Origin of the sequence: Bradyrhizobium sp. 172 (assembly GCF_023101065.1) — a bacterium.
Taxonomy (GTDB): domain Bacteria; phylum Pseudomonadota; class Alphaproteobacteria; order Rhizobiales; family Xanthobacteraceae; genus Bradyrhizobium; species Bradyrhizobium canariense_D.
Genome location: NZ_CP064701.1, coordinates 8,088,011 through 8,103,971 on the forward strand (window position 1 = coordinate 8,088,011; position 15,961 = coordinate 8,103,971).

Sequence of the window (15,961 nt, forward strand, 5' to 3'; positions counted from 1 at the left end):
TCATGCTCGAGAATCATAGAGCATGAATCTCACTGACTTTCTTCCAAAGGACGTCAGCCTCACCATTGCGATGGCGCTCTGCGCCGTCGCTTTCGTTTCGGGCACCGCGCGCGGCTTCTCCGGCTTCGGCTCGGCGCTGATCTTCATGCCGTTGGCGAGCAGCATCGCGGCGCCGCGTCTGGTTGCCGCGCTGCTCCTCGTGATCGATTTCGTCGCGGCCGCGCCGCTGCTGCCTGACGCCTGGCGCAAGGCCGACCGCAAGGCCACCGCCGTGATCGTGCTGGGCGCGCTGGTCGGCGTGCCCGTCGGCACCTATTTCCTCAGCGTGCTCGAACCCGTTACGACGCGGTGGATCATCTCCTGCTTCGTCGCCGCGCTGTTGCTCTTGCTGCTGTCGGGCTGGCGCTATCGCGGCAAGGACCACGCGTGGCTCTCGGTCGGCATCGGCAGCCTCTCCGGCTTCTGTAGCGGCCTCGCCCAGACCGGCGGCCCGCCGATCGTCGGCTACTGGCTCGGCCGCCCGGTCGCATCGATCGTCGCGCGCGCCAACATCTTGCTGTTCTTCGGCGCGTCGGATTTCTTCTCGATGATCAGTTACGCGACCACAGGCCTGATCTCACGCGAATCGCTTGTGCTATCGCTCATCGTCGGGCCGGTCTATGCGATCGGCGTCGCCTTCGGTGCGTCGCTGTTCGGCCGTGCCAGCGAGAAAGTGTTTCGCGCCATCTGCTACGCGCTGATCGCGCTCGCGGTGATCGCGGGACTGCCGCTGCTGGACGGGGTGTTACGGTAAGTCTCTCCGCGAGTCGTCCTGGCGAAAGCCAGGAGGTGGATTCACACTCGAAGTGCAACAGTTGAGAGGAGAAGGCCTCTGCCGGGGTTCTGAAGTCAAGGCATTTGCGCGGGGTGTTGTTGTAGGCGGCAATGGACTGACGGAAGCGCCTGGTTGGGAGCTTTTCAAGGTCGGTCTTTCGGGGGATGAAGCGGCGCAAGCGGCCGATGGCGTTCTCGATGCCGCCCTTTTGCCACGGCGCGTGCGGGTCGCAGAAGAAGGTCTTCATCAAGAGGCTCTGCAAGGAAAGGTGGGCGGCGAACTCGGTGCCGTTGTCGAAGGTGACGGTACGGCGCAGTGCCTCCGGTACGGCTTTGAACAGGCGTACGAGATGGCTAGCGATACCGGCGGCGAACTTGCGTTCGATGGGAACGGCGAGCAGCAGGCGCGAGGTTCGCTCGTGGACGGCCAGGATGGCCTGCCGGTATTTGGAGAACATCATCAGATCGGCTTCCCAGTGGCCCGGGACTTTGCGATCGGCGACCTCGGCAGGCCGTTCTGCCAGCGAAACACGGCCTTCGATGAAGCTTGCGGGGCTCCCGCCTCGTTTGCCGCGGTGGCCTCGCTTGCTCTTGCCTCGAGGCAGATAGCGCCGCCAGGTGAAGTCCGTCGTGCGTGTGATCTGGGCGTAGATGAAGCGGTAGATGCTCTCGCAGGAGATCACCCTACGGCCACGTTCCCGGGCCAACCTGCCTGCGACCTGTTCGGGTGACCAACCGCGGCTCAAGCCTGCCAAGACCTCGCGGCGCAAGCTGGCGTCCCGCTCGAGGCGAGAGCCCTTCCAGCGCCGCGCCCGGGTCTGCTGCTGAGCATAGCTTGGCTTGTAGCCGACTTGCCTGCCACGGTTCCGCCTCAGCTCCCGAGAGATCGTTGATGGCGGCCGATCCAAAGCTGCCGCGATTTGCCCGACCGAGCCGCCATTGGCCGAAAGGCGGGCAATCTTGCATCGATCGTCAAGGGAGAGCTGTTTGTAAGTCCGCCCCATGGCAACACCTCCAGATGGAAGTGTTGCACTTCGTTTGTGAACTCAGGGGACCCATTACCCCAGCGTTTGTAGCGCGAGCTGGCCACCACAAGTCTTCGCCAAACGACTTCTGGGGTCATGGGTCCTGGATCTGCGCTGCGCTTGTCCAGGTCAATTGCCTATTGCCGCGGCGCTCGCCGCTTCTTCGTGGACTGCGTCGGGACGTCGGCCGGCTCGTCCTTGAGCGCGCCGATCTTGCGCAAGGCCGCGTCCGCGGCGCGCTCGCCGCTTTCCCAGGCGCCGTCGACGGTGCCCCAGAGCGTCTCGTGCGTGGCTTCGCCGGCGAGGAACATGTTGCCGATCGGCTCGGCGAGGATTCTTCGCGAGAACTGACCGCCGGGCGAGGCCGCCGACATCGCACCCATCACGAACGGCGAGGCGTTCCAGCGCGTCACGCTGGCTTTCTGCACGGCTGCGGCGACCTCGCTGCCGAACAGCTTCGTGATCCATTCTCTGGCGAAGGCCGTCATCGCCTTCTCGCCTTGCTGGGTGAGATCACGGCCGAACGAGCCGCCGACATCGATCGAGCACAGCGAGGAGCCGCCGATATTGGCGAACATCAGCGCCGTGCGCGTCGAGTTGCTCTGCTCGATCAGGATGTCGTCGCGCGACAGGCCGAGCGGATTGCCCGGTAGCTGCAGCACGATGTGATCGTAGCTCCCGAGCGTGAGCTTTGATGCGGCATCGAGCGTGCGCTTCGGAATGTCAGGCCCGAACTTGATCGCGCCCGAGGTCAGGACATTAGTCGAGACCGTAATGATGGCCGCGCGGGCGGCGATCCTGCCGGCCTGTGTCTCCACGCTGACGTCGCGATTGCTCCAGACGATCCGGCTCGCCGGTGTCGACAGTGCGACCGGCGCCTGCTCACCCAGTTTGGTGATCAGGGTCCCCAGGCCCTGGCGGCAGGCGATCGCGGCGTTGCGATCCTGTGCACGCGCCTTGTCGATCACAGACAGCTCCTTCAGGTCCTTGCCGGCGAAGCTCGCACCCAACATGAACTCGGCCGCCCCGGCCCAGTCGCCGAGATCCTTCGGCAGCACCGAGGCGCAGGCGGTATCGAGCTTGCCGCGCGCGGCCTCGTCGATGGCGCGGTTGGCCCGGACCAACGCCGCCAGGAACTCCTCGGTCTCGCCGGCCCGTGCGTTGCGGCGGCCGATGCGCATCTTCTGGCCTGAGGGCGCCGGCAGAACGTCGAGCCCGGCACTGCGCGCCAGCCGGATCATCGGATTGGTGTCGGGATTGTGCATCCAGCGCGCGCCGCGATCGAACGGCGTGTCGAAGGTGGTCGTATCCGTGATGCAGCGGCCGCCGATCTGCGACGCAGCCTCCACCACCACGACCTTGCGATTGGCCGCCATGATACGCCGCGCCGCGGCAATTCCCGCCGCGCCCGCGCCGATCACGACAATGTCAGCCTCGCGCGGCAGGGTCGCGGCGGTTGCGCGCAGGACCGGCATCGCGGCAAGGCCCGCCGACGCCGATAGGAAGCTGCGGCGCGTGATTGTCATGTCATGGTTTCCGGAGACTTGCGGCAAACGGGAACAGCTAGCGAACCTTGCCGTATCTGATGTTGCGCGGCAACCATCATGGTGAATCAATCGTGCTTGATGTCACAAATCGATGAACCGAATTGCAACACGTTCCGACCATGGTAGAGAAGAGAAAAAGACGGCCGGAAAAGGCCGTGGGGGAGTTTTGAAATGGGGACGGTCCTGGACTCAGTCGGCAAGCTGATTGCCGCGTACCTCTCGAAGGAGGTGCCGGGCTATGAGCCGTTCACGCCGAGCGACCCGGAGCATCTGCGCGGCGTCATCGAGCCCGGCGACGTGCTGCTGGTCGAGGGCAACAACCGCATCTCTGGCATCATCAAATATCTGACGCAGTCGACCTGGTCCCACGGCGCACTCTATGTCGGCCCGATCGAGGGTGCGGAAGAGCCCGACGGCGAGCCGCACGTGCTGATCGAGGCCAATATCGGCGAAGGCGTCACCTCCGCGCCGCTGTCGAAATATTTTCCCTATCACACCCGCGTCTGCCGCCCGGTCGGGCTGTCCTATGAGGACCGCACCACGGTCTGCCGCTATGCAATCAACCGCATCGGCTTCGGCTACGACACCAAGAACATCGTCGACCTGATGCGCTTTCTGTTTCCGCTGCCGATCCCGCAGCGCTGGCGGCGGCGCATGATCTCGATCGGCTCGGGCGATCCCACCAAGATCATCTGCTCGGCCCTGATCGCGCAAGCGTTCGACGCCGTGCGTTACCCGATCCTGCCCAAGATCACCAAGGCCGGCAGCCGTGCTGCCCGCCGCGAGATCCTGCACATCCGCGATTCCTCGCTCTACATGCCCCGCGACTTCGACATCTCGCCCTATTTCGAAGTCGTCAAACCCACCATCGTGCACGGCTTCGACTACACCGCCTTGCACTGGGCCGACAAGCAGAAGCCGCTCGAGGAGGTAGCCGGCACCTTCGGTGTGTTTCCAGAAACGTTCCGTGCGCCGCCGCTCGTTCCTGAAACGATTGACGAAGAGGCGCCGATTCCGGCTGAAGAAGTGAGCGCGCACCCAGCGGAGACGGTCGATCGCGTCACCGTCTCGGAGCGCTTCCGGCGGCTGAAGAAGCTGGCCATGGACCGCCCAAGGCGGCGCGGTCGGGCGCGCGAACGGGCGGCGTAGCCGTCGCTCCACTATCGTCATTGCGAGCGCAGCGAAGCAATCCAGGTCTCTGCCTGAGCAGTCTGGATTGCTTCGTCGCTACGCTCCTCACAATGACGGCGATCTACCGCTCCGCCCGCCCAATCACCGCCATCAGCTCCGCGATCTTCTCGCGCTGGTCCGCCTTGTCGCCGCTCGCGATCGCATGCTCGACGCAATGGGCGACGTGATCTTTCAGAACCTCTTCCTCGACCCGGCGCAGCGCGGCGCGCACCGCCGAGATCTGCGTGACGATGTCGATGCAATAGCGGTCTTCCTCGACCATTTTCGAGAGGCCGCGAACCTGCCCCTCGATCCGGCCGAGACGTTTTCCGACGGATGCCTTGATGTCCTTGCGCATGCGGACTATATACCCCCCTAGGGTATCACTTGCAAGGCCGGAGCGTGGCAATGAACGACGCCGAACACGAGCACCATCGCAAGCCGGAAACACATTCCGGCTGCGGCTGTTCCAGTAAGGCTGTCCCGGTCGAGAAGCCCGCGGCTGCCTCATGCTGCGGCGCGCACGGCTATCACGCGCATGACCACCGCGCCGCGGCAAAAGTCCGCGATCCCGTCTGCGGCATGACGGTCGATCCCGCGACGTCCAAGCACCGCTTCGATCATCACGGCGCGACCTTCCATTTCTGCTCGGCCGGCTGCCGCAGCAAATTCGCCGCCGACCCCGCAAAATATCTCGCCAAGGACAAGACACCCGAGCCCGAGATGCCCGCAGGCACGATCTACACCTGCCCGATGCATCCGCAGATCCGCCAGGCCGGACCCGGCACCTGCCCGATCTGCGGCATGGCGCTGGAGCCGGAAGTGGCGAGCCTGGAGACCGGTCCCAATCCCGAGCTTGCCGACATGACGCGGCGGTTCTGGATCGGCGGCGCGCTGGCGCTGCCGGCCGTCGTGCTGGAGATGGGCGGCCATCTCGCGGGCCCGCACAATTGGATCGATGCGACGCTGTCGAATCGGATCCAGCTCGTCTTTGCAACGCCAGTGGTGCTGTGGGCCGGCTGGCCGTTCTTCGTCCGCGGCTGGCAGTCGCTGCTGACGCGCAACCTCAACATGTTCACGCTGATCGCGATGGGCACGGGCGTCGCCTATGTCTACAGCCTGATCGGCACCATCACGCCGCAGATTTTCCCGGCCACCTTCCGCGGCCATGAAGGCGCGGTCGCGGTTTATTTCGAGGCCGCGGCGGTCATCACCGTGCTGGTGCTGCTCGGGCAGGTGCTGGAGCTGCGCGCACGCGACGCGACCTCAGGTGCGATCAAGGCGCTGCTGCAGCTCGCTCCGAAGACCGCGCGCCGCGTCGATGCCGACGGTAGCGAGCATGAGGTCGAAATCGACGCCCTTCATGCCGGTGATAGCCTGCGCGTGCGGCCGGGCGAAAAAGTGCCGGTCGACGGCGTCATTCTGGAAGGCCGCTCCTCGCTCGACGAGTCGCTGGTAACAGGCGAATCCATGCCGGTCACCAAGGAGACGGGCGCGAAGGTGATCGCCGGCACGCTCAACCAGTCCGGCAGCTTCATCATGCGCGCCGAGAAGGTCGGGCGTGAGACGCTGCTGTCGCAGATCGTGCAGATGGTCGCGGACGCGCAGCGCTCGCGCGCGCCGATCCAGCGTCTCGCCGACCAGGTCGCGGGCTGGTTCGTGCCGGCGGTGATCGCCGTTGCCGTCATCGCGTTCGCAGCCTGGGCCTGGTTCGGACCGGAGCCGCGGCTGGCCTTCGGCCTCGTCGCCGCCGTCAGCGTGCTGATCATCGCCTGCCCCTGCGCGCTTGGCCTGGCGACTCCGATGTCGATCATGGTCGGCGTCGGCCGCGGCGCGCAGGCAGGCGTGCTGATCAAGAACGCCGAGGCGTTGGAACGGATGGAGAAGATCGACACGCTGGTGGTCGACAAGACCGGCACGCTGACCGAGGGCAAGCCGAAGGTGGTCGCGATCGTGCCGGCGGCCGGCTTTGCGGAAGATGACATCCTCCGCTTGGCCGCCAGCGTGGAGCGCGCCAGCGAGCATCCTCTGGCCGACGCGATCATGCGCGCGGCGAAGGAGAAGCAGCTCGCGCTGGGCCAGGTCGAGCAATTCGATTCGCCGACAGGCAAGGGCGCCACCGGCAAGGTCGACGCCAAAACCATCGTGCTCGGCAATGCCAAATATCTGATGTCGATCGGCATCGACACCAAAACGCTCGATGGCGAGGCCGAACGGCTGCGCGGCGATGGCGCGACCGTGATCAACATGGCCGTCGACGGCCGGCTCGCCGGCCTGTTCGCGATCGCCGATCCGGTCAAGGCTTCCACGCCGGAGGCGCTGAAGGCACTCGCGGCCGAAGGCATCAAGGTCATCATGCTGACCGGCGACAACCGCACGACGGCGGAGGCTGTCGCGCGCAGGCTCGGCATCGCCGATGTCGAGGCCGAGGTGCTGCCGGATCAGAAGAGCGCGGTGGTGACAAAGCTGCAGAAGGCCGGCCGCAGCGTCGCGATGGCTGGCGACGGCGTCAACGACGCGCCAGCGCTGGCCGCAGCCGAAGTCGGCATCGCCATGGGCACCGGCACGGACGTGGCGATGGAGAGCGCCGGCGTCACCTTGCTGAAGGGCGATCTGACCGGCATCGTGCGTGCGCGAAAATTGTCGCAGGCGACGATGAGCAACATCCGGCAAAACCTGTTCTTTGCCTTCATCTACAACGCCGCAGGCATTCCGATCGCGGCCGGAATCCTTTATCCAACGTTCGGCGTGCTGCTGTCGCCGATCATCGCCGCGGCCGCGATGGCGCTGTCCTCGGTCAGCGTCGTTGGAAACGCGCTGCGGCTACGGGCAACGCGGCTGTGAGCGAGCGCCTTCTCTCTCGCACCGTTCACGAAACGCGGTAAGATGCGCGTAGCCTGGACGAAGCGGAGCCGACGAAGGCACGCCAGCACGCGCACCGGCATGAGTAGATTTGCCGCGCAGGCGGTGCGTTCCCCTCTCCCCTTGTGAGAAAGGGTGGCTCGCCGCGAAGCGGCGAGACGGGTGAGGGGTATGTCTCCGCGACTACTTTCCTTCGAGCTTGCGGAGAGAGACCCCTCATCCGGCGCTTCGCGCCACCTTCTCCCGCAAGGGGGAGAAGGGAAGGGCGTTCCGCTTGCGGATTTAAGCCGCCTTCGCCGCGCTCCCACCCGGCAATCCCGCCCGAGCGAGGCCGCCGTAGAGCTGCTCGTTCGGCATCTCCTCGCGCAGGATCCTGCGCACCGTGATCAGCTTCTCCAAATCGATGCCGGTCGCAAAGCCCTTGCTCTCGCACAGGAACACGAGATCCTCGAACACGACATTGCCGGTCGCACCGGGGGCGAAGGGGCAGCCACCGAGGCCGCCGAGCGAGCCGTCGAGGATCCGCGCGCCTTCGTCGAGCGCCGCGGCCGCGTTCGCGATGCCCATGCCGCGGGTATCGTGTAGATGGATGCAGATCGGCTTCGACCCTGCGAGCTTCACCGCGGCGCGCGTCAGCTCCGCCACCTGCTTCGGCCCGGCATAGCCCACGGTGTCGGCGATGCCGACGAAATCGACACCGGCTTCGAGGCATTTGTCGACCAGCCGCAGCACTTCTGCAGGGTCGACCGCCCCGGTGATCGAGCAGCCCAGCGCCATCGAGATCGCCGCGTTGACGAGCGGCTTGTGGCTGGTGGCATCGCGCATCTCGCACAGGCGTTTCAGATTGGCGATGGCGGACTCGCGCGAGCGGTGCGCATTGGCCTGGCTGTGCTCTTCCGTCGCAGAGACCACGGAGGCGATTTCGCCGACGCCGGATTCCAGCGCCTCGTTCACGCCGCGTTCGTTGAGCGCAAGCGCGATGCCATGCGCGCCGGACAATGAAGCGACGGTCGCGACGACATCACGAACATCGACGAATTGCGGAAAAGTCTTCGCCGGCAGGAACGAGCCGACCTCGAAATGCCGCACGCCAGCGGCATATTCCTCGCGCACCCAGCGTTGCTTGGCGTCGGTGGACGGAATTTTCTTCACGAGCTGGAGCCCGTCGCGCAGGCCGACTTCGCGCAGGCTGACGCGTTCTGCGGGGTAAATCTCCTGAATCCGGCTCATCCGCGCCTCCCTGTTGTTTTTGACGTGACATCTTCATTTTCATTGTCGATCTCGGCGCGAACGGCCGCAGTGTCGGCGCCGAGCGGCGCGACCCTCAGGCCTTCGCCGATATGGCTGCCGTTCCATTCGATCGGCAGCGCCGGCACCCGGAACGGCTTGCCGTCGGCGGTGACATTGTTGACGAGCCCGCCCGGCCGCAGCACATGCGGATCGGTGAAGAGATCCTCGGGCCGGTTGATCGGCGAAAAGCAGATGTTGAGCGCATCGAGCCTCTCGGACAGTCTTGCCACGTCCCACTGCCTGATGATCCCGGCCGCGCGCGGAATGATCCGGCCACGCGCCAGGATGCGATCGGTCGTGGTGCGCAAGGCGGGATCATCGAGGAATTCAGTCAGGCCGAACTCGCGGCAAAAGCTCTGCCAATGGCCTTCGGTGACGACGCCGATGAAGATGCGCTCGCCGCCGGCGGTCTCGAAGATGTCATAGATTGGCCAGGCATGCTCGCGCTCCGGCATCGAGCGCGGCTTGTTCCCGGTCATCTCGTATTCGACCATGTGCTGGGCAACCAGAAACAGGCAGTTCTCGAACAGGCCGATGCGGATGTCGGCGCCGTCGCGTTTTCCTCCGCGCTTCTGATAGAGCGCCGCGAGGATCGCGATCACACCGAACATGCCGCCCATGATGTCGTTGGCGGACGAGCCGACGCGCTGGGGCTTTTCGCTGGTGCCGGTCATGGCGGCAAGGCCCGCCATCATCTGCACCACCTCGTCGAGCGCGGGGCGGTGCTCGTAGGGACCGGAGAGGAATCCCTTGTGGCCGGCAATGATCAGACCCGGATGCCGGCGGCGCAATTCGTCCGCGCCAAGCCCCTGCTTACCGAGCTGGCCGTCGCGAAAATTCTCAAGGAACACGTCGGCGGTCGCCAGCAGCCGGTGCATGGTGTCGCGATCCTCAGTCTTCTCGAAATCCAGCACCACGCTGCGCTTGCCGCGGTTGAACAATGGGAAAAAGGCGGTCCCCATGCCCCCCAAGCTCCGGGTCTTGTCGCCCGCAGGCGGCTCGACCTTGATCACGTCGGCTCCGAGCTGCGCCAGGATCATGCCGCAGGTCGGGCCCATGACCATGTGGGTCATCTCGACCACGCGCACGCCTGCAAGCGGCAATCCGTCCGCCGATTCTTCCATCGCCATATGCGCCTGTTCCTTTGCCGCGCTGGTTCCGCTTGTTGTCAAGCGGGTTGGTGGAGCAACGGTCTTGCCGAATTCATCGTGGCTTCGTTGATGCCAGCGGTCAATCCGGCCATAAGCGGTGCCGCCGATCTCCCTTGCCGAAGTGGCCCGGGGTGTCTACCTCTCGCGGGTGATTTCGTGAGAGGAACTCCCATGCTGGATGCCGCCGTCAAGGCGCTGTCACAAATGATCTCGCCGCCGATGCGCTCGATCCTGTGGCGGTCGATCGGCGTCGCACTGGTGCTGATCATCGTGCTGGCGATCGGCTTGCAGCGGCTGCTGAGCTGGTTTGCGACCTATGGCGAGGCGTGGCTGGAAGGCCTGCTCGGTCCGGGTTGGCACTCATCGCTCGAGGTGTTGTCCTGGATCATTTCGATCGCCGCGGGCCTCGGCGTCGTGTTCGGGGCTGTGTTCCTGATGCCCGCGATCACCTCCCTGGTTGCGAGCGTGTTCGTCGACGACGTCGCCGACATCGTCGAGCGCGAGCACTATCCGGCGGAGCGGCCGGGGATCGCGCTGCCGTTCAGCCAGGCGATCTACGAGGGCGTCAAGACCGCGCTGCTGACGATCCTGGTCTATCTGGTCGCATTACCGCTGGTGCTTTTCGCCGGCGCCGGTTTCCTGGTCTTCTTCCTCGCCACGGCCTGGCTGCTCGGCCGCGAATATTTCGAGCTCGCGGCGATGCGGTTTCGCTCGCCGGAGGAAGCCAAGGCGATGCGGCGCGACAACGCCGCCACCATCTTCACCGCGGGCCTGTTCATCGCAGCCTTCGTCTCGATCCCGATCGTCAATCTGGCGACGCCGATCTTCGCCATGGCCTTCATGGTTCACATGCACAAGCGGCTGTCAGGTCCGCGGCCCGAGCTGATCGAGCCGGCGCGGCAGATGCGGTAGGTCAAGCGGACTTGGCGGCGCGCTCGTACGACGCCCCCTCGTAGAGGCGCTCTGCGTCCCGCTTGTCTTGATTTTGCTCTCCGCCGCCGTAAGGTACGCAGCATGATTTTCATGTCCACATTCTTCCCGCTGATCTGAGCGACCAAGTCGTTCCGGCGTATCGCGCCAATCAGATCAAGACGGCTGCGCTGACGCGGTGGCCGAACGGAGAAATGTGCAATGCCCAAAACCGAGCGCATCGGCGTGACCTCTCATCGGGTCCTAAACTTCATCGACGACGGTTTCATCAAGATCGAGAACGCCTTCAGCACGCACCTTGCGGAACAATGCAGGGACGAATTGTGGGCGGATATTGGTCTATCGCCACACGAGCCCGAAAGCTGGACCCAGCCGGTCATTCGGGTGGGATCCAAGACCTCGCCACCATTCATTGAAGCCGCCAACACGCCGATCCTGCACGAAGCCTATGACCAACTCGCGGGTGACCGCCGCTGGATCGCGCCCAATGCGCTCGGAACTTTTCCGGTCCGCTTTCCCTCACCGGAATCCCCTGGTGATGATGGCTGGCATGTGGACATGAGTTTCGGCTTCGATAATCCGGATTTCATGCAGTGGCGCGTCAATGTGAAGAGCAGCGGACGCGCATTGCTAATGCTCTTCCTGTTCTCGGGCGTAGGCCCTGAGGATGCGCCAACGAAGATACGGAAAGGTTCGCACGCCACCATCGCCCGGGAGCTGCTGCCCTATGGCGATGCAGGCGCAACGCTGGAGCAGATCTCTGCCAACGGTTACGCTTCTACGGAAGATTGCGACGTTGAACTGGCAATCGGTGCGGCAGGGACCGTTTATCTCTGCCATCCATTCCTGGTTCACGCCGCGCAACCTCACCGGGGGAAGCGCCCGCGTTTCATGGCACAGCCGCCGCTGCTGCCAACAGGCGAGTTCGACCCGGCGTTGCCACCCTCGCCGGTTCAGATCGCCATCCGTCGGGCTTGTGGTCTGACGTTATAGTCAGAGCCAACCCGGACCGTCGCTCGGCGCGTGGGTCGTCTGGATCCTGAACCTACGTCAGGGGCACTCCGCATCTGCGCAACAGCATCCTGGCGAAGCCGAACGGCGCCGGCGTGAACGGGCCGGGCGGGGCACGGGTGACTAGGGCGACGACGCCGAGCGCCGCCATCGCGACCCAGAAGCACAGCCAGAAGCCGTCGATATAGGCGAGCACATTGGCCTCGCGCTGGACGAGGCCGGCGAGCGTACCGACCGCGCGTGCCTGTGCCGAGCCGGCACCATGGGCCGCAAAATGGTCGGCGAGCTGTTTCAGCATGCGGACCACGTCGACGTCGCCGACACCGAGATTCTGGCCGAGATAGAAGGAATGGATCTGCTCGCGGACGCGCAGCCACGTCCCCATCAACGCGACGCCGATCTCGGCGCCACCGAGCCGCATGATCTGGATATAGGCGGCAAACGAGGTCGCACGGCTCGGATCGGAGTTGGACAGCAGCGTGATGATCAGCGGCAGCAAGGTCAGCGACTGCCCGATCGCCTGGAGCAGCACGATGCCCGCGAAATCCTCGCGCGCCCAATCATGGCTGAGCTGCGTGCCCCAGAGATTGGCGGCGGCGAAACAGGCAAATCCCACGACCACCACCGTGCGCGTATCGAAATGCCGCAGCAGCCAGATCGAGAGCGGCACCAGCACGAACATTGGCAAGGCGCCATAGGTGAGCAGCAGCAAGCCACTCTGCTCCGGCCTGAGCAGGGCGATGGTGGCGAGGAAATTCGGCACCAGCGACGCGTTGGAGAGGCTGGTCAGCGTGTAGAGCAGGATCAGGACCAGCCCCAGGCCGATATTGCGCGAGAACAAGACGTTCACATGCGCCCAGGGCTGCCGCACCAGGGACTCGTTGACGAGGAAGCCCGCGACCAGCACCGCGCCGGCAATGATCAACGCCATCACAGTCCCCGACCCCAGCCAGTCCAGACGGTTGCCCTGGTCGAGCCCGGCATAGATCATCGAGACGCCGGCGCCGAGCAGCAGCATGCCGCCCCAATCGGCGTCGCGCAGCAAAGCGCGATTCACCGGCTCGTTCGGCGTGCCCCAATAGACCATCAGGCCCATCAGCGGCGCGATCAGGACGCTCTGCCAGTACAGCCATTGCCAGCCGAGATGGTCGACATAGAAGCCGACCAGCGAGCTCGATGTATCGAGCGCGAAGCCGACGCGGATCGAATAGATCGAGATCGCCGGAAGCCACCAGCGGATCGGTAAATTGCGGAACACGATCATCAGCGTCGCCGGCACGAAGGTGCCGAGCAGGAGGCCATGCACGACGCTGAGCGCGAGCAATGTCGGATAGTCGTGCACGAACGGGATGATCAGCGAGACCGCGGCATAGACGAGGCTGGGGATACCCAGCACGCGACGCAGGCCGAATACGGTGGCAAGCCAGGCCACCGCGGGCGCGATGAAGATCTGCGAGCCGATGCCCGCCGTGGAGAGCCATGCGCCTTCGTCGAACGAGAGCGAGAACGCGCCGCGCAGGTCCGGCAGGCCAATCGTGGTCAGCCGGCTGTCAAAATTGGCGAGGAACGAGCCGAGCAGCACCGCCGCCACCGCAAACAGCGGCTGCGGGGCGACGCCGCCGCGCGAGAGCGGTCCGCGACTGGAATCGTCATTTTCCGCCATTGCCGGCCTTGGTGTCGATGCTGGTGACGACCGACATGCCCGGCACCAGCCGCGCCAGCAGCGGCTGGTTGTCGTCGAACTGGATGCGCACGGGAATGCGCTGCACGACTTTGGTGAAGTTGCCGGTTGCGTTGTCCGGTGGCAGCAGCGCGACCTGCGCGCCGGTCGCGGGCGCAATGCGCTCGACCCGGCCGCGCAGCTTCTCGCGCGGGAAACTGTCGACGGTGATCTCGACCGGCTGACCCGGTGCGACGTGGGTAAGCTGGGTCTCCTTGTAATTCGCGATCACATAGACCTTCGGCAACGGCACGACGTTGATGAGGTTGGTGCCGATGTTGACGTAGTCGCCGGGCTGGACCTGTCGCTCGCCGACGACGCCATCGAACGGCGCGGATATCTTGGTGTAGCCGAGCTTTAGCTTCGCGCTCGCCAGCGTCGCCTTGGTCGCTTCGAGATCGGCCGCGCGCTGCTTCCTGGTGCCTTGCAGGACTTCGAGCTGATGCTGCTGGGCCGCGATCACGGCGCGGCTCGCGCGCACGTCGGCCTGCGCCTTGGCATAGCCTGCGACCGCCTGTTCGAAGCGCTGCCGCGTACCGGATTCGGTCTGCGACAGCGACTGCTGACGCTCCTGCTCCTGCCGCGCCTCGACCTCCACGGCTTCGGCCGAGAGCCGCGCGGCTTGCGCCTGCGCGATCGTCGCATATTGCAGCTCGATCTGGTTCGCCAGATTGTCGAGCACGGCCTGCGCAGCGGCGACCGCCGCTTCGGCCTGCGCGACTTGCGTCTCATAGTCGGCAGGATCGATCTGGATCAGGAGATCGCCGGCCTTGACGCGCTGGAAGTCGGTGACCCCGACGGTCAGCACTTCGCCGGAGACGCGACTGGCGAGCCGCGTCAGCTCGGCGCGCACATAGGCGTCGTTGGTGGTCTGGACCACCGAATTGCCGACCCATTCGTCGAAGCGCTGCGTTGCAAGCGCGACGAAGCCGAGCGCGACGATCACCGCGAACAGCGGAATCGCGAGCCGGCTCCAGAGCGAACTCGCCGGTGGCTGCGTTGGCTTCGGTGGCGGCGGCGGTGTAGCAGGAGGTGGCGATGGCGAGATTTGTTCCTGCTGACTCACGCTAGACTCCAAACCACTTTCCCGAACGCTATTTTCAGACCGTCTTTTCCGGCCACCGGCAGAGATCGTTGATCAGGCAAACCTCGCAGCGCGGCTTGCGCGCGAGGCAAGTATAGCGGCCATGCAGGATCAGCCAATGATGGGCATGCAGCATGAACTCGGCCGGGATCACCTTTTCGAGACCGAGCTCGACCTCCAGCGGCGTCTTGCCGGGCGCAAGTCCGGTCCGGTTGCCGACGCGGAAGACATGCGTATCGACCGCCATGGTGTGCTCGCCGAAGGCCATGTTGAGCACGACATTGGCGGTCTTGCGCCCGGCGCCGGGCAACGACTCGATCCCGACGCGCGTGCGCGGCACCTCGCCGCCGAACTCGCTGAGCAGCTTCGCCGACAGCGCGATGACGTTTCTGGCCTTGGTGCGATAGAGCCCGATGGTCTTGATGTACTCGCGCAGGCGTTCCTCGCCGAGGTCAAGCATCTTCTGGGGCGTGTCGGCGACCGCAAACAGCGCGCGCGTCGCCTTGTTGACGCCGGCGTCAGTCGCCTGTGCCGACAGCACCACGGCAACCAGCAGCGTGAACGGATTGACGTGCTCGAGCTCCCCCTTTGGCTCCGGGTTAGCCTTGCGGAAACGGCTGAAGGCCTCGCGGACTTCGGGCGGCGTCCAGGGTTTCATGGCTTTGAGAGATTTCTTGCCGGGGGCCTTGGGCTTCGCGGCGGCCACCTTCGCCTTTTTCTTCGGCACGGACGTTTTGCGGGGGGCCGGCGTGCGGGTGATTTTCGCCATGATCGGGATATACTGAGGGACGATGAGCACAGGCAATGAAATTGAGCGCGAACGATCTGCAAGCGAGGCTGAGCCTCAGATCTTTTCCGCGCGCCTGACGCCGCACCGCTCGCTGAACCGCACCGGCTTCCTCGCCGTGATGCTGTTCCTGAGCGCCGTCAGCTTCGTCACCGGCCTCGTCTTCCTGATGATGGGCGCCTGGCCGGTGTTCGGCTTTTTCGGCCTCGACGTGCTGGTGATCTGGTGGGCTTTCAAGGCCAATTTCCGTGCGGCGCGGGCCAGCGAGGAGATCGTGGTCACGCCATCTGAATTGCGCGTGCGGCGCGTCAGCCAGCATGGCCAGGTCGTCGAATGGACCTTCAATCCGCTCTGGGTTCGACTCGACATGGAAATCGACGAGGATTTTGGCATCGAGCACCTCTATCTGATCTCGCGAGGTCACCAGATCCAGATCGCCCGCTTCCTGGGGCCGGACGAAAAGGCAAGTTTCTACAAGGGTTTGGTTGAGGCCTTAAATGCCGCCAGGCGCGGTCCGACCTACAATCCGGTGACCTGATTTGCGGATCGGAAATCGGGTGGTTTCGTACCC

Annotated in this window: 13 protein-coding genes and 1 pseudogene; 6 read left to right on the top strand and 8 right to left on the bottom strand. The window is 64.9% G+C overall.

The genetic code is table 11. The annotated features are described in order from the left end of the window. Nucleotides 1-22 precede the first annotated feature (22 nt). Nucleotides 23-793, top strand: coding sequence for a sulfite exporter TauE/SafE family protein (locus IVB07_RS38230; RefSeq protein ID WP_018455726.1), 771 nt, complete (start codon nucleotides 23-25; stop codon nucleotides 791-793). Nucleotides 794-956: 163 nt separating this feature from the next. Here IVB07_RS38230 and IVB07_RS38235 read toward each other — a convergent pair. Then, nucleotides 957-1,817, bottom strand: a pseudogene (locus IVB07_RS38235) (IS30 family transposase); the annotation flags it as partial. A 158-nt stretch (nucleotides 1,818-1,975) separates the two neighbouring features. Then, a complete protein-coding gene (locus IVB07_RS38240; RefSeq protein ID WP_247295839.1) occupies nucleotides 1,976-3,364 on the bottom strand; it encodes an FAD-dependent oxidoreductase in 1,389 nt (462 codons plus the stop codon). A 192-nt stretch (nucleotides 3,365-3,556) separates the two neighbouring features. On the opposite strand from IVB07_RS38240, the gene IVB07_RS38245 reads away from it, so the two are divergent. Then, nucleotides 3,557-4,534 (top strand): YiiX/YebB-like N1pC/P60 family cysteine hydrolase, encoded by a 978-nt coding sequence (locus IVB07_RS38245; RefSeq protein ID WP_018459587.1) that lies wholly within the window; start codon nucleotides 3,557-3,559, stop codon nucleotides 4,532-4,534. A gap of 103 nt (nucleotides 4,535-4,637) precedes the next feature. Here IVB07_RS38245 and IVB07_RS38250 read toward each other — a convergent pair whose 3' ends face one another. Then, the gene (locus IVB07_RS38250) at nucleotides 4,638-4,913 is read right to left on the bottom strand and encodes a metal-sensitive transcriptional regulator (protein WP_007598521.1); all 276 of its coding nucleotides are present in this window, start codon (nucleotides 4,911-4,913) and stop codon (nucleotides 4,638-4,640) included. Between the two features lie 50 nt (nucleotides 4,914-4,963). Between IVB07_RS38250 and IVB07_RS38255 the strand changes: the two genes are divergently transcribed. Next, entirely contained in the window at nucleotides 4,964-7,399 is a 2,436-nt protein-coding gene (locus tag IVB07_RS38255; RefSeq protein WP_247295837.1) for a heavy metal translocating P-type ATPase, read from the top strand. 300 nt (nucleotides 7,400-7,699) lie between these two features. On the opposite strand, the gene IVB07_RS38260 is transcribed toward IVB07_RS38255, so the two are convergent. Together IVB07_RS38260 and IVB07_RS38265 are read right to left on the bottom strand one after the other, a co-directional pair. Beyond that, entirely contained in the window at nucleotides 7,700-8,647 is a 948-nt protein-coding gene (locus tag IVB07_RS38260) for a hydroxymethylglutaryl-CoA lyase (protein WP_018459589.1), read from the bottom strand. Beyond that, a complete protein-coding gene (locus IVB07_RS38265; protein WP_018459590.1) occupies nucleotides 8,644-9,837 on the bottom strand; it encodes a CoA transferase in 1,194 nt (397 codons plus the stop codon). Before IVB07_RS38265 ends, IVB07_RS38260 begins: the two co-directional genes overlap by 4 nt. A 192-nt stretch (nucleotides 9,838-10,029) precedes the next feature. Between IVB07_RS38265 and IVB07_RS38270 the strand changes: the two genes are divergently transcribed. Both IVB07_RS38270 and IVB07_RS38275 read left to right on the top strand, forming a co-directional pair. Further along, nucleotides 10,030-10,770, top strand: a complete 741-nt coding sequence (locus IVB07_RS38270) for a sulfate transporter family protein (protein WP_018459591.1) — start codon at nucleotides 10,030-10,032, stop codon at nucleotides 10,768-10,770. Nucleotides 10,771-10,989: 219 nt separating this feature from the next. Further along, nucleotides 10,990-11,781, top strand: a complete 792-nt coding sequence (locus tag IVB07_RS38275; RefSeq protein WP_018459592.1) for a phytanoyl-CoA dioxygenase family protein — start codon at nucleotides 10,990-10,992, stop codon at nucleotides 11,779-11,781. 52 nt (nucleotides 11,782-11,833) lie between these two features. On the opposite strand, the gene IVB07_RS38280 is transcribed toward IVB07_RS38275, so the two are convergent. The 3 genes from IVB07_RS38280 to nth are packed head-to-tail and all read right to left on the bottom strand — an operon-like array spanning nucleotide 11,834 to nucleotide 15,372. Continuing rightward, nucleotides 11,834-13,462, bottom strand: coding sequence for an MFS transporter (locus tag IVB07_RS38280; RefSeq protein WP_018459593.1), 1,629 nt, complete (start codon nucleotides 13,460-13,462; stop codon nucleotides 11,834-11,836). After that, nucleotides 13,449-14,585, bottom strand: a complete 1,137-nt coding sequence (locus tag IVB07_RS38285) for an HlyD family secretion protein (RefSeq protein ID WP_026233848.1) — start codon at nucleotides 14,583-14,585, stop codon at nucleotides 13,449-13,451. Before IVB07_RS38285 ends, IVB07_RS38280 begins: the two co-directional genes overlap by 14 nt. A gap of 34 nt (nucleotides 14,586-14,619) precedes the next feature. Further along, nucleotides 14,620-15,372, bottom strand: coding sequence for an endonuclease III (gene nth / locus IVB07_RS38290; RefSeq protein WP_026233849.1), 753 nt, complete (start codon nucleotides 15,370-15,372; stop codon nucleotides 14,620-14,622). 22 nt (nucleotides 15,373-15,394) lie between these two features. Between nth and IVB07_RS38295 the strand changes: the two genes are divergently transcribed. Beyond that, entirely contained in the window at nucleotides 15,395-15,928 is a 534-nt protein-coding gene (locus tag IVB07_RS38295) for a DUF2244 domain-containing protein (RefSeq protein ID WP_018459597.1), read from the top strand. Nucleotides 15,929-15,961 lie beyond the last annotated feature (33 nt).